The organism is Mycobacterium sp. PO1, assembly GCF_017312405.1.
Lineage (GTDB): Bacteria > Actinomycetota > Actinomycetes > Mycobacteriales > Mycobacteriaceae > Mycobacterium.
On the sequence record NZ_BLTG01000043.1, the window covers coordinates 1 to 13458 of the forward strand.

Below are 13458 nucleotides of genomic sequence, written 5' to 3' on the forward strand. Positions count from 1 at the left end.
CACCGCCGGCCGACCCCAACGCGCCCCCGCCGCCCGCGCCCGAACCGGGGCGGGTCAACAACGCCGCGGGCGGGTTCAGCTATGTCATACCCGAAGGCTGGGAGGTCGCCGATGCGACACAGTTGTCCTACGGGCAGGCGCTGCTGACCAAGGTCACCCCCGAGGGCGCCGAGCCGCCCAACGACACCAGCGTGCTGCTGGGCCGGCTGGACCTGAAGCTGTTCGCGGGCGCCGAGGAGGACAACACCAAGGCGGCCCAGCGTCTGGCCTCCGACATGGGTGAGTTCTTCATGCCGTTCCCGGGCACCCGGGTCAACCAGCAGACCGTTGCGCTGGATGCCGACGGCATGCCGGGGGTCGCGTCGTACTACGAGGTGAAGTTCACCGATACCAACAAGCCCAACGGTCAGATCTGGGCTGGGGTGGTCGGCACGCCCACGACCCCCGGTACGCCGCGGGGACAACGCGCTCCGGAGCGCTGGTTCGTGGTGTGGCTGGGCACCGCCGACAACCCGATCCCGACGGATCAGGCGATTGGGCTGGCCAACTCGATCCGGCCGTGGGCACCGGCTCCGCCTCCGCCGCCACCCCCGGCGGACCCGAACGCGCCGCCACCGCCGGCCGACCCCAACGCGCCGCCACCGGACCCCAACGCACCACCACCGCCGCCGGCTCCCGCCGCGGTCGGCGTGCCGGTCCCGATCGACCCGGCAACCGCCCCGGAGATGATGCCGCCGGCCTGACCCGGCACTGAACGGGCACGACCACCTGCTGGTCGTGCCCGTTCTGCATGGTCGAACCACCTGAGCCGTCGAACCACCTGAGCCGTCGAACCACCTGAGCCGTCGAACCACCTGAGTCTCGAACCACCTGAGTCGTCGAACCACCCACCTCGGCGAAACACGGCAGTTCAGGCTGGCGGCGCGCCCTGGCATCGAGTCCGCGACTGCGGCATCGTGAGAGCGTGAGCGACTCTCTGATGCGTGCCTGGCAGGTCCACACGCCCGGGCCTGTCGAAACCCACCCGCTGACCCGGGCGAGCTTGCCGGTACCGCGCCCCGGGCCCGACGAAGTGCTCGTCGCGGTCCTGGCCTGCGGGGTCTGCCGCACCGATCTGCACGTTGCCGAGGGCGACCTGGCGGTGCATCGGCCCGACGTGGTTCCCGGCCACGAGGTAGTGGGAGAGGTCGTCGCGGTCGGCGCCTCGGTCACCGAGTTGAGTGCGGGCGACCGCGTGGGAATCGCGTGGTTGCGGCACACCTGCGGTCAGTGCCGCTACTGTCTGCGCGGCCAGGAGAACCTCTGTCCGAACTCCCGCTACACGGGTTGGGACGCCGACGGCGGGTACGCCGAGTTCGCCACTGTGCCGGCCGCTTTCGCGCTTCCGCTCCCCACCGGATACAGCGACACCGAGCTCGCACCACTACTGTGCGCCGGGATCATCGGGTACCGCGCGCTACAGCGTGCCGCGCTGCCGCCGGGCGGCCGGCTGGGAATCTACGGCTTCGGTGGGAGCGCCCATCTGACCGCGCAGGTGGCCCTCGCCGACGGCGCCGAGGTGCATGTGATGACCCGGGGCGCGCAGGCCCGCGAGCTCGCGCTGGCGCTGGGTGCGGCGTCCGCCCAGGGCGCCGCGGACCCGCCGCCGGTGGCGTTGGACGCCGCCATCCTGTTCGCGCCGGTCGGCGAGCTGGTGCTCCCGGCGCTGGAGGGCCTCGATCGCGGCGGCACGCTGGCGATCGCGGGCATCCATCTCAGTGACATTCCTGCGCTGAACTATCAGCGTCATCTGTTCCAGGAACGGCAGGTGCGCTCGGTCACGTCGAACACCCGCGCCGACGCGCACGCGTTCCTGGACTTCGCCGCTGCCCACCGTATCGAAGTCAGCACCTGCCCGTACCCGCTCGACAACGCCGACCAGGCGCTGGCCGACCTGAGCGCAGGACGAGTCTCCGGCGCGGCGGTGCTGTCACCCTAGGACAGGTGCCACACCAGCGCGGCCGCCAATGCCCCCAGCCCGTTGAGCGACCAGTGCAACGCGATCGGGGCGATCAGGCTGCCGCTGCGGCGCCGTAGCCAGGCGAACACGTACCCGGCGGCTCCGGTCGCCAGCACCGCGCCGACGACACCGGCGACCATGCCGAAGATCCCACCCCCCAGGATCTTGGTGAACCCGACATTGCTGGCGGTCAGACCCATCGACGTGGCGATGTGCCACAGACCGAACAGCAGCGAACCGGCCGCGGCCACCCCGCGCCATCCCCATGCCCGGTCCAGCGCACCGTGCAGCACTCCACGGAAGGCCAGTTCTTCGGGGATCACGGTCTGCAGCGGGATGATGATCATCGACGCGACCAGCGCCCCGGACAGCGTCGCGTAGTTGTCGTTCAGGAACATCGGCCGCGTCCACGGCAACAGCGCACCGATCGCGATCACCGCGCCGACCAGCGCTATCGCCGCTGCCGCGTAGCCGGCGCCGGATTTCCAGTGCTCGCGTCCCAGCCCGAGTTCGGTCCACCCCAAGCCGCGGTGGCGCACCAGCAGCACCAGCCCGACCGCGGCCGCAGGCACGACGGCGACGTTGGCCCATGGCGTCGTGAAGTGGGCCAGCAGGTTGGTCAACGCGAGCACCACGATCACGACGGCGACGTCGACGTAGACCCGGGCGTGGTTGAGCGCCGACAGTTGCGCGAGCAACGGATGGTGTTCGCCTGAGGCGGCGCTGACGTCGGTCATGACCGCTCCAGGGTACCGGCTGAGCGCCCACGGCGACTTTTCCGCGATCTGATGCGCCGGTTCAGGGCTCGGACGGGCCGCTCACTCGTTGTCGCCGCCGGTGTCGGATGTTCCGGCAGCCTCGACGCCGAGCTTTCGGGCGGCGGGCCACACCCAGTCCTTGACCTCGGGGATGTCGTCCCCGTGCACGCGGGTGTATTCGCGCGCCGCGATGCGCTTGTCGGCCATCTGCTGACGCAGCGTCGCACAGCGTGACCCCAGTGCGGGGACGCGGTCGATGACGTCCATCACCAGGTGGTAGCGGTCGAGGTCGTTGAGCATCACCATGTCGAACGGGGTTGTGGTGGTGCCCTCCTCCTTGTAGCCGCGCACATGCAGGTTCGGATGCCCGGTGCGTCGATAGGTCAGGCGGTGGATCAGCCAGGGATAGCCGTGGTAGGCGAAGATGATCGGCTTCTCGGTGGTGAAGATCATGTCGAAAGCGCTGCTGGTGAGCCCGTGCGGATGCTCGGTGTTGTCCTGCAGACGCATCAGGTCCACGACGTTGACGAACCGCACCTTCAAGTCCGGCAGATGGATCCGCAGCAGATCGACCGCGGCCAGCGCCTCGAGTGTCGGAACGTCCCCGGCCGCGGCGATCACCACGTCGGGGTCGGTGCCCAGCACCTCCGAGCCGGCCCACTCCCAGATGCCCAGGCCGCGGGTGCAGTGCGCGACGGCCTGCTCCATGGTCAGGAAGTTGGGTGCGGGCTGCTTGCCCGACACGACGACGTTGACGTACTGGCGCGAGCGCAGGCAGTGGTCGTAGGTCGACAACAGCGTGTTGGCGTCCGGCGGCAGGTACACCCGCACGACGTCGGCGCTCTTGTTCACCACGTGGTCGATGAAGCCCGGGTCCTGGTGGGAGAACCCGTTGTGGTCCTGCCGCCAGACGTGACTGGACAGCAGATAGTTCAGACTCGCGATCGGGCGCCGCCAGGGGATGTGGTTGGTCACCTTGAGCCACTTGGCGTGCTGGTTGAACATCGAATCGATGATGTGGATGAACGCCTCGTAGCAGTTGAACAGCCCGTGCCGTCCGGTCAGCAGGTAGCCCTCCAGCCAGCCCTGGCACTGATGCTCGGAGAGCATCTCGACCACCCGGCCCACCCGCGCGAGGTGCTCGTCCACCTCGGGGCCGATCAGCTCGGCGTTCCATTGCTTGTCGGTCCCGTCGAACACGGCCTGCAGCCGGTTGGACGCGGTCTCGTCGGGTCCGAAGATCCGGAAATTGTCCGGATTCAGCCGGACCACCTCGGTCAGCCACTGACCCAGCACCCGGGTGGCTTCGGCGATCGTGGCCCCCGGGGCGGGGACGTCGACCGCGAACTCACGGAAGTCGGGCAGCCGGAGGTCCTTGAGCAGCAGACCCCCGTTGGCGTAGGGAGTGTCGCTCATCCGCAGCTGCCCTGGGGGAGCCAGCTCGGCGATGTCGGGCAACAGCGTGCCGTTGTCGTCGAACAACTCCCCAGCGCGGTAGGAGGCCAGCCAATCCGCCAGCACACCCAGGTGCTCGGCGGTGTCGCGGGCATTGGACAACGGCACCTGGTGCGCGCGCCAGGACCCCGTCGTCTTCTTGCCGTCGATGTGGTCCGGACCGGTCCAGCCCTTGGGGGTGCGGAACACGATCATCGGCCAGGCCGGCCGCGAGTCATCTCCGCCGGCCGCGCGCGCCTTGATGTCGGCGATGTCGTTCAGCACATCGTCCAGCAAGGCCGCGAAGCGCCGGTGCGCATCGGCGTGCGCGTCGTCCGGCGCGGCGGGGTCGGGGGAGTCGTCGGGGACCTCGAAGAAGTACGGCTTGTGGCCGTAGCCGACCATCAGGGACCGCAGCTCCTCCTCGGGGATGCGGGCCAGCACCGTCGGATTGGCGATCTTGTAGCCGTTGAGGTGCAGGATCGGCAGCACCACACCGTCCTTGGCGGGGTTGCTGAGTTTGTTGGAATGCCATCCGGTGGCCAGCGCACCGGTTTCGGCTTCGCCGTCGCCGATCACGGTCGCCACCAGCAGGTCGGGGTTGTCGAACGCGGCCCCGTAGGCATGCGACAACGCGTAGCCGAGCTCACCCCCTTCATGGATCGAGCCAGGAGTCTCGGGCGCCACGTGCGAGGGAATGCCGCCGGGGAACGAGAACTGCCGGAACAACCGGCGCATCCCCTCGGCGTCGGACGTGATGTCGGAGTAGACCTCGCTGTAGGTGCCGTCCAGGTAGGCATTGGCCACCAGGCCGGGGCCGCCGTGTCCAGGACCGGTGAGGTAGATCGTGGACTGCTCGCGTTCCTTGATCACCCTGTTGAGGTGGGCGTAGAGGAAGTTCAGCCCCGGCGTGGTGCCCCAGTGGCCGAGTAGGCGCGGTTTGACGTCCTCGCGGGCCAGCGGGGTGCGCAGCAGCGGGTTGTCCAGCAGGTAGATCTGCCCGACCGACAGATAGTTCGCCGCCCGCCACCAGCGGTCGATTCGGCTGACCATGTCGTCGCTGAGCGGCGTGCGATCCACGGCCCGCCACGCGGCGGTCGTGACGGCATCGGCATTGTCGGCAGTCGTTGTGGTCATCTCTCCATCCAACCTCGCCGGGACCGGGTACCCAACCTGTAGCCGATGGCAGCACGGTTAATCTTTTCCGTCCCGATACTGTGGCCGTGGCCGATGAACGGTCGCCGAGCGCTGTACGCGCCGTTCACCTGATCCCACCCGAAAGGCACTGCGTCATGCCCCTTGATCCGAGGACACCGGTTCTTGTCGGATACGGCCAGGTGAACCAGCACACCGAACGTCCTGACGTGGAGCCGGTCGCGCTGATGGAGCGGGCTGCGCGCGCCGCCGCCGATCCGCGGGTGCTCGAGGCGGTCGACGCGGTGCGCGTGGTCAACCTGTTGTCGTGGCGCTACCGGGACCCGGGACTGGCCCTGGCCCAACGCATCAGGGCGGACAAGGCGGTGACCCGCTACACCGGCATCGGCGGCAACGTCCCTCAGACACTGGTGAACCTGGCCTGCCTCGACATCGCCGCGGGCAGGTCGGAGACGGTGCTGATCGCCGGAGCCGAGACCTGGCGAACCCGGTCCAAGCTCCGGGCGGCCGGGCGCAAACCCGACTGGACCAAGCAGGACGAGTCGGTGCCGGTGGCTCCCGGGTCCGACGAGGGTGTGCCGATGGCCGGTCCCGCCGAGATCCGCATCAACCTGGACCGACCGGCCTACGTGTATCCGATGTTCGAGCAGGCCGTGCGCATCGCCGCGGGCGAGGCCCCCGACGCGCACCGGCGCCGCATCGGTGAACTGTGGTCGCAGTTCTCCGCGGTCGCTGCGGCGAACCCGCACGCCTGGAGCCGCGAGGAGGTGCCCGCCGAGCAGATCTGGCAACCCGCGCCCGCCAACCGCATGATCAGCTGGCCCTACACCAAGCTGATGAACTCCAACAACATGGTCGACCAGGCGGCAGTGCTCATCCTGACCTCGGCCGCCAACGCCGAGCATCTGCAGATTCCGCGCGACCGTTGGGTTTTCCCGTACGCGGGCACCGATGCCCACGACACCTACGCGATCGGTGAACGCGCCGAGTTCCACCGCTCGCCGGCGATCAGGATCGCTGGCCGCCGGGCGGTCGAGCTGGCCGGCGTCGCCATCGACGACATCGACCTCGTCGACGTCTACTCGTGCTTCCCGTCAGCGGTTCAGGTGGCGGCCCGCGAACTCGGCCTGCCGGTCGGTGACCGAGGCCGCCCGCTGACCGTCACCGGCGGCCTGACCTTCGCGGGGGGACCGTGGAACAACTATGTCACCCACTCGATCGCGACGATGGCCGAGCGCCTGGTGGCTCAACCCGGTCGGACGGGTCTGATCACCGCCAACGGCGGCTACCTGACCAAACACAGCTTCGGGGTGTACGGCACCGAGCCGCCGGGCCGCGAATTCCGCTGGGAGGACGTGCAACCGGTCGTCGACCGGGAACCCACCCGCACAGCGCTGGTCGACTGGAGCGGCGATGGCCGGATCGAGTCGTGGACGACGCCGTTCGATCGCGACGGAAAGCCGGAGAAGGCATTCCTGGCGGTGCGCACACCGCAGGACGCACGGGTGCTGGCGGTGATCAACGACGCCGGGCAGGCCGAGGTGACGGTGAACGAGGACGTCGCGGGTGCGTCAGTGCGGGTGCACCCCGACGGGTCGGCGTCGCTGTCCTGACCCGCCGTCCGGCGTGGGTGTCCATTCCGGCCCTTCGAGGCGATCCGGGATCAACCACACACCCATCGCGAGGTGCACCACGAAGACCGCGGAATAGAGCAGCGTCGCACCGTGGGTGAAACCGAGGGGCCCGGCCGTGAAGTTGGTCGCGGCCACACCGCTGATGATCACCAGCGTCAACGCAGCAATGGCGACTGCGCCGCAGAATCGTCGCGCCAACGACAGCCGGGTCGTGGCCAGCGCTGCACCGGCGCCGAGCGCCAGTATCAGAGCACACAAGGCCGGAGTCACGACGATCCCGGCGTCGCCGTCGAAGGACAGCGGGTCGCCGACGGCTAGGGCGATCAGCCCCGTCGCGGCCAGTCCGGTCAGCACCACCGCCTCAGTCGCCAGGTACCGGCGGACCGTGCGCCAGTGCCGTGGCGCCAAGCTGTGGGGACGGAGCTGTGGTTCCTCGGTCGTGGTCATTGCGGACTCCTTCGTCGGGTGGCTAATTCCGGGATATCGCCCGAACCGAAGGTTTCGCTGAGAATGCGGTGTGCTGTTTCACACGGCTGTCACGGCAGCAGGCCCAGCGCGGTTACGGCGTCGCGTTCGGCCCGTAGCTCGGCCACCGACGCGTCGATGCGGGAGCGGGAGAACGCGTTGATGTCCAGGCCGGTCACGATCTCCCAGCGGCCGCCCACGGACCGGCACGGGAACGAACACACCAGGCCTTCGTCGACGCCGTAGACGCCGGGGGAGGGCAGCGCGACCGACGTCCAGTCCCCGTCGGGGGTCCCGTGCAGCCAGTCGTCGACGTGGTCGATCGCGCCGTTGGCCGCCGACGCCGCGGAGCTGGCGCCGCGCGCCTGGATGATCGCGGTGCCACGCCGGGCCACGGTCGGAATGAAATCGTCGGTGAGCCAATGGGTGTCGGCGGCGTAGTCGGCACCTGAGCGGCCTCCGACCTCCGCGTGGAAGATGTCGGGGTACTGGGTGGGTGAGTGGTTGCCCCAGATCGTCATCCGGTTGATCTGGGTGACGGGAACCCCCGAATGCCGCGCCAGCGCCGCGACCGCACGGTTGTGGTCGAGCCGGGTGAGAGCGGTGAACCGCTCGGCCGGGATGTCCGGGGCGTGCGCGGCGGCGACGAACGCGTTGGTGTTCGCCGGGTTACCCACCACGAGCACCCGCACGTCGCTGGCCGCTCCGGCATTGAGGGCCTGCCCGGCGGCGGCGAAGATCTGCGCGTTGGCACCGAGCAGGTCGGCGCGTTCCATGCCCGCGCTGCGGGGCTTGGCGCCGATGAGCAGAACCACCGCGGCACCGTCGAACGCCTTGACCGGATCGTCATAGATCTCGGTGCCGGCCAGCAGCGGGAAGGCGCCGTCGTCGAGTTCCATCACCACGCCCTCGGCCGCCCGGACGGCCTGGGGCACCTCGAGCAGCCGCAACGAGACCGGGGTGTCGCGCCCGAGCATCGCACCAGCCGCGATGCGGAACAGGGCGGCGTATCCGATCTGTCCCGCCGCGCCGGTGACGACGACGGTCACCGGCCTCGGGTGCGGCGTGTGTGTCATCCCCCTGACCCTAAGGTGCGTCCGGGGGAACGTCGACGTAGCTCGTCGCGTACTCCTCGGCAGAGAACGTGAAACCCGCGCCGCTGGTCTCGGACAGACAGGAAATGCCGGACGCCTCCTGGACATTGCAGCGGAATCCCGCCACCGCCAGGATGCGGTTGAACGGAAGCACCTCCGCCGGGTCGGGCTCCAGTCCGTAGGCGGTCGCGGTCACCACGGCGAATTCGGCAGCGCGGTCGCGGTCCACCCGGATCGCGTTGGGCGCCGCCGGCTCACCGTCGGGGCCCGGTACGTCGTCCGGGGCGTCGGTGATCCGGATACCCGATGCGGGCGCGTCCGCGTTCTGGCACCCCGCCTCGACCCGGGGCTTGATGGCGCACTGCCAGCGCCCACTGGGACTGGTGAAGTAATAGCCGGTCCTGCCGTCGACCTCGGCGGCGTAGTCGAACGCGTTGACCAGATGTGCATTGCTGGCCACGGTGGTCGACGCCGCCGCCGGAGGCGCCGCGGTGGTGGTGGTGCGCTCTTCGGTGTTGATCACCGTCGGACCGGAGCACGCGCAGAGCAGCAGCGCGCTGCCCGACAGCGCCGCCGCCGTGGCGAGGTTCACCGCAGTTCGGTCTTCAGGTCGGACCGCAGATCGTCGTCGAGCGAGACCCGCACCAGCGCGGCGGCCAGCGTGGCGCTGCGACGCGGGGCGAGCGCGGCGAGCTTGTCGGCGTCGGCAGGCAGTCCCAACTCACGCGCGGTGTCACGCGCCCTGTCGTCGAAGAAGGGTCGCACCCAACTCCAGGTGTCCTGCACCTCGCGCAGGAAGATGTCGGCACCGGTGTCGCCGATGCCCTTGAACCTCTCCAGCAACTTCTTGGCGGTGTCGATCTCGCGCGCGGATGCGGTGGCCAGACGACGCAGGTCCCCGCCGTACTCGTCTTTGACGGCGGTGGCGATGTCCACCGCACGGGTCGCCGAACTTTCGTCGTAGCGCACGTAGTGCGCGCGTCCGAACGCCTTGATCAGATCGGCGCGCTGCGCGTCCAGCATGGCGTGCGGGGTCCGCAGGCCCGCCCGGAACAGTTCACGCGCCGCGCGCATCGCGATTGCCGCGTCGATGGGCTTGCTCGCCAGCATGCACAGGATCAGCAGCTGGAACAGCGGCATGGGCTTGTCCCGGAGCCGGATACCCGCCTCCTCGGCGTAGGTGGTGCCGGCACGCTCCATCAGCCGCTCGACGACGCGCTCAGATGTCGTTGAGGCCATGTGTCCGTCTTACCCGATGCCGAATTCGGAAAACGTGCCCTACTTGGCGGGCAGGGCGGTGGCGACGCCCACCCCACGCTCGACCCAGGCCGAAAGCTGGCGTCGGGTCCGCAGCGCCGGCGCGCCGACCCGGACCCACCCGCGAACCTGCCGCCCCGACATGATCATCGGTTCGACGTGTGCCGACGCGAGCAGCGTGTCGGTGTCGTCCGCGGGCACGCGGACCATCAGCCCACCGTGCCCGCTGACGACCACCGACATGTTGCCGTTGATCAAAAACGCCAGCCCACCGAACATCGACTTCTCCTCGGCTCCGCGCGGGGCGAGAAGTTCGCGGACGCGGTCGGCCAGTTCCCGGTCGTATGCCACCGGCTCACGCTAGCGCCGCGGCCCGACACGCATCCGCCGGTCAGGCCGCCGCGGTGACGCTGTTCTCGCCGGGCACGAGCGCGAGCGCGAGGATGTCGGCCACGTCGGTCATCGGTCTGACGTCGAGTGCGGCCAGCACATCGGCGGGCACGTCATCGAGGTCGGCCTCGTTGCGCTGCGGGATGAACACCGTGGACAGGCCCGCCCGCTGTGCGGCCAGCAGCTTCTGCTTGACCCCGCCGATCGGCAGGACCCGGCCGTTGAGGGTGACCTCGCCGGTCATCCCCACGTCCGCGCGCACCTGGCGACCAGTGGCCATCGACACCAGCGCGGTCACCATCGTCACGCCGGCCGACGGGCCGTCCTTGGGGACGGCGCCGGCGGGCACGTGCACATGGATCTGCCGGTCCAGCGCCGCCGGATCCACGCCCAACTGGTCAGCGTGGGAACGGACGTAGGACAGCGCGATCTGCGCTGATTCCTTCATCACGTCGCCCAGTTGCCCGGTCAGCTGCAAGCCCCGCTCACCGTCGGTGGCGCCGGCCTCGATGTAGAGCACGTCACCACCGAGGCCGGTGACGGCAAGGCCGGTGGCCACCCCTGGCACCGCCGTGCGTTCGGCGGACTCCGGGATGAACCGGGGCCGCCCCAGGAACTCGACCAGATCCGGCTCGTCGATCTCGACCGGGTGCGGGTCGTCGGCCAGCCTTGTGGTGACCTTGCGCATGGCTTTTGCCAGTAGCCGCTCGAACTGGCGGACTCCGGGCTCGCGGGTGTAGTCCGCGGCGATCTTGCGCAGTGCCGCGTCGGTCACACTCACCTCGTCGGCCGACAACGCCGCCCGCTCCTGCTGGCGGGGCAGCAGGTAGTCGCGGGCGATGGCCACCTTGTCGTCCTCGGTGTAACCGTCGATGGTGACCAGCTCCATGCGGTCCAGTAGGGCCGACGGGATGTTCTCGACGACGTTCGCCGTGGCCAGGAACACCACATCGGACAGGTCGAGATCCAGATCCAGGTAGTGGTCCCGGAACGTGTGGTTCTGTGCCGGGTCGAGCACTTCCAGCAGCGCCGCCGACGGGTCGCCGCGGTAATCCGAGCCGACCTTGTCGATCTCGTCGAGCAGCACGACCGGGTTCATCGAGCCGGCCTCACCGATGGCGCGCACGATCCGGCCGGGCAGTGCACCCACGTAGGTGCGCCGGTGTCCGCGGATCTCGGCCTCGTCGCGCACGCCGCCGAGCGCGACGCGCACGAAGGTGCGGCCCAGCGCGCGGGCCACCGATTCACCCAGCGACGTCTTGCCGACGCCCGGGGGACCAGCCAGCACCATGACGGCGCCGGATCCGCGGCCGCCGACGACCTGCAGGCCGCGCTGACTGCGCCGGGCGCGCACCGCCAGGTATTCGACGATGCGATCCTTGACGTCGTCGAGTCCGTGATGGTCGGCGTCCAAGATCTCTCGGGCGGCCTTCAGGTCTGTCGCATCCTCGGTGGTGACGTTCCACGGCAGCTCGAGCACGGTGTCCAGCCAGGTCCGGATCCAGCCGCCCTCGGGGCTCTGCTCGCTGGCGCGTTCCAGCTTGCCGACCTCGCGCAGCGCAGCCTCGCGAACCTTCTCCGGCAGATCGGCGGCTTCGATGCGGGCGCGGTAATCGTCTGACCCTTCGGGCTCACCTTCGCCGAGCTCCTTGCGGATCGCGGCGAGTTGCTGACGGAGCAGGAACTCCTTCTGCTGCTTGTCCATTCCGGTACGGACGTCTTCGGCGATCTTGTCGTTGACCTCGACCTCGGCGAGGTGGTCGCTGGTCCAGTCGATCAGAGACCGCAGCCTCGCGGCCACGTCCTCGGTCTCGAGCAGCTCGCGCTTCTGCACGTCACTCAGGTAGGACGCGTAGCCGGCGGTGTCGGCCAGCGCTGACGGGTCGCTGATCTTGTTGACCACGTCGACGATCTGCCACGCCTCGCGCCGCTGCAGCATCGCCAGCAGCAGCTTCTTGTATTCGGCAGCCAGCGCCTTGATCTCGTCGGTGGATTCGGCCACCGCGACCTCCTGCACGGTGACCCACAGCGCAGCACCGGGCCCGGTTGCCCCGGAGCCGATGTGCGCGCGGCTGTCACCGCGCACGACCGCGGCTGCGCCACCACCGGGGACGCGGCCCACCTGCACGATCGAGGCGAGCACGCCGTAGGTCGGGTAGCGGTCGTCGAGCCGCGGGGCGATCAGCAACTTGCCGAACTCGCTGGCTTGTGCGGCGTCGACGGCAGCGCGGGCCGCGTCGTCGAGCTCGATCGGCACGACCATTCCCGGCAGCACGATCGGATCGGTGACGAACAGGACCGGCACTTGCAAAGCTTCAGGCATCAATGTCCTCCAAAGTTGAACCTGTTGCGCTCAACCTTGCCTCGGCGTGCTTTGTTCCCGCCACGAATATCGCCCGCAGCGGAACAGCGACGTGGCGAGCCCGGTTGCCTCCGGTATGACCCGAATCGCACAGCGATGACCAGAACCGCACCACTCGAAGCATCAGGCCCAGACCCGATCAGTGGAAAGGTGACCGCGATCACCGGGGCCAGCAGCGGCATCGGGGAAGCCACGGCCACATTGCTCGGCACACGGGGAGCCCGGCTGGTACTCGGCGCCCGACGCACGGATCGGCTGGCCACCCTCGCCGAGGAATTGCGCTCCCGCGGCGCCGAAGTCGTCACAGTCGGGATGGATGTCCGCGTCGCCGAGGACGTGACACGACTGGTCGAGACCGCCGTCGAGACCTTCGGCACACTCGACGTGCTGGTGGGCAACGCCGGGATCAGCAGTCTGGGCCCGCTCGCCGACGGCCCGGTCACCGAATGGGACGCGATGATCGACGTCAACCTTCGCGGGGTCCTGCACGGGATCGCCGCCGCCGCTCCGGTTTTCCGACAGCAGGGCCACGGTCATTTCGTGACCACGGTGTCGACCGCCGGGTTGAAGATCGTTCCCGACATGGGTGTGTACGCCGCCACCAAGAACGCGGTGCGCACGGTGATGGAGGCGCTGCGCCAGGAATCGACCGACGGCGCGATCCGGGTCACCTCCATCTCGCCGGGCTTCGTGCGCACCGAGCTCGCCTCCGGCATCACCGACAGCGCACGGCGGGAACAGATCCGGTCGACCATGGACTCCTACGGCCTGGCACCTGAGGCCGTCGCCCGGGCCGTCGCGTTCGTCATCGAGCAACCTCATGATGTGGAGATCGGCGAGCTGACCATCAGACCGACGGTTCAGGGCTGATCCGGGGGAGCCCGCCGGCACACCCCCGCCCAACCACACC

12 protein-coding genes are annotated in these 13458 nt (G+C 69.3%); 4 read left to right on the forward strand and 8 right to left on the reverse strand.

The window, feature by feature from the left end:
* Positions 1 to 743 (forward strand): APA family fibronectin-binding glycoprotein (locus tag J3476_RS15490; RefSeq protein ID WP_207067312.1); only part of this gene is annotated, 743 nt, incomplete at its 5' end.
* A 236-nt stretch (positions 744 to 979) separates the two neighbouring features.
* Positions 980 to 1978, forward strand: a complete 999-nt coding sequence (locus tag J3476_RS15495; protein ID WP_207067323.1) for a zinc-binding alcohol dehydrogenase family protein — start codon at positions 980 to 982, stop codon at positions 1976 to 1978.
* Here the strand turns inward: J3476_RS15495 and J3476_RS15500 are convergent.
* Positions 1975 to 2736, reverse strand: a complete 762-nt coding sequence (locus tag J3476_RS15500; RefSeq protein ID WP_207067313.1) for a CPBP family intramembrane glutamic endopeptidase — start codon at positions 2734 to 2736, stop codon at positions 1975 to 1977. The genes J3476_RS15495 and J3476_RS15500 overlap by 4 nt on opposite strands.
* An 81-nt stretch (positions 2737 to 2817) precedes the next feature.
* Positions 2818 to 5328, reverse strand: a complete 2511-nt coding sequence (locus tag J3476_RS15505) for a phosphoketolase (protein WP_207067314.1) — start codon at positions 5326 to 5328, stop codon at positions 2818 to 2820.
* Between the two features lie 155 nt (positions 5329 to 5483).
* Here J3476_RS15505 and J3476_RS15510 point away from each other — a divergent pair, with 155 nt between their 5' ends.
* Complete coding sequence (locus J3476_RS15510) at positions 5484 to 6959, forward strand: acetyl-CoA acetyltransferase (protein ID WP_207067315.1); 1476 nt, start codon at positions 5484 to 5486, stop codon at positions 6957 to 6959.
* Here J3476_RS15510 and J3476_RS15515 read toward each other — a convergent pair.
* The 6 genes from J3476_RS15515 to lon all read right to left on the reverse strand — a co-directional run bounded on the left by J3476_RS15515 (position 6918) and on the right by lon (position 12509).
* Complete coding sequence (locus tag J3476_RS15515) at positions 6918 to 7427, reverse strand: hypothetical protein (protein WP_207067316.1); 510 nt, start codon at positions 7425 to 7427, stop codon at positions 6918 to 6920. The genes J3476_RS15510 and J3476_RS15515 overlap by 42 nt on opposite strands.
* Before the next feature lie 89 nt (positions 7428 to 7516).
* Positions 7517 to 8521 carry a malate dehydrogenase gene (locus J3476_RS15520; protein ID WP_207067317.1) on the reverse strand — a complete coding sequence of 335 codons (1005 nt, stop codon included), beginning with the start codon at positions 8519 to 8521 and terminating at the stop codon, positions 7517 to 7519.
* Between the two features lie 10 nt (positions 8522 to 8531).
* A complete protein-coding gene (locus J3476_RS15525; RefSeq protein WP_207067318.1) occupies positions 8532 to 9131 on the reverse strand; it encodes a hypothetical protein in 600 nt (199 codons plus the stop codon).
* Positions 9128 to 9778: an endonuclease gene (locus J3476_RS15530; RefSeq protein ID WP_207067319.1), complete on the reverse strand. Its 651-nt coding sequence runs from the start codon at positions 9776 to 9778 to the stop codon at positions 9128 to 9130. The genes J3476_RS15525 and J3476_RS15530 overlap by 4 nt, the downstream gene beginning before the upstream one ends.
* A 39-nt stretch (positions 9779 to 9817) precedes the next feature.
* Positions 9818 to 10147 (reverse strand): TfoX/Sxy family protein, encoded by a 330-nt coding sequence (locus J3476_RS15535; RefSeq protein ID WP_207067320.1) that lies wholly within the window; start codon positions 10145 to 10147, stop codon positions 9818 to 9820.
* A gap of 40 nt (positions 10148 to 10187) precedes the next feature.
* Positions 10188 to 12509 (reverse strand): endopeptidase La, encoded by a 2322-nt coding sequence (gene lon, locus J3476_RS15540; RefSeq protein WP_207067321.1) that lies wholly within the window; start codon positions 12507 to 12509, stop codon positions 10188 to 10190.
* A gap of 135 nt (positions 12510 to 12644) precedes the next feature.
* Here lon and J3476_RS15545 point away from each other — a divergent pair, with 135 nt between their 5' ends.
* A complete protein-coding gene (locus J3476_RS15545; RefSeq protein ID WP_207067322.1) occupies positions 12645 to 13418 on the forward strand; it encodes an SDR family oxidoreductase in 774 nt (257 codons plus the stop codon).
* Positions 13419 to 13458: the final 40 nt, after the last annotated feature.

Bases quoted from the DNA above. Each gene is read 5' to 3' on its own strand.
- J3476_RS15495 (WP_207067323.1), top strand. From the start codon at position 980: ATGCGTGCCTGGCAGGTCCACACGCCCGGGCCTGTCGAAACCCACCCG.
- J3476_RS15500 (WP_207067313.1), bottom strand. From the start codon at position 2,736: ATGACCGACGTCAGCGCCGCCTCAGGCGAACACCATCCGTTGCTCGCG.
- J3476_RS15505 (WP_207067314.1), bottom strand. From the start codon at position 5,328: ATGACCACAACGACTGCCGACAATGCCGATGCCGTCACGACCGCCGCG.
- J3476_RS15510 (WP_207067315.1), top strand. From the start codon at position 5,484: ATGCCCCTTGATCCGAGGACACCGGTTCTTGTCGGATACGGCCAGGTG.
- J3476_RS15515 (WP_207067316.1), bottom strand. From the start codon at position 7,427: ATGACCACGACCGAGGAACCACAGCTCCGTCCCCACAGCTTGGCGCCA.
- J3476_RS15520 (WP_207067317.1), bottom strand. From the start codon at position 8,521: ATGACACACACGCCGCACCCGAGGCCGGTGACCGTCGTCGTCACCGGC.
- J3476_RS15530 (WP_207067319.1), bottom strand. From the start codon at position 9,778: ATGGCCTCAACGACATCTGAGCGCGTCGTCGAGCGGCTGATGGAGCGT.
- lon (WP_207067321.1), bottom strand. From the start codon at position 12,509: ATGCCTGAAGCTTTGCAAGTGCCGGTCCTGTTCGTCACCGATCCGATC.
- J3476_RS15545 (WP_207067322.1), top strand. From the start codon at position 12,645: ATGACCAGAACCGCACCACTCGAAGCATCAGGCCCAGACCCGATCAGT.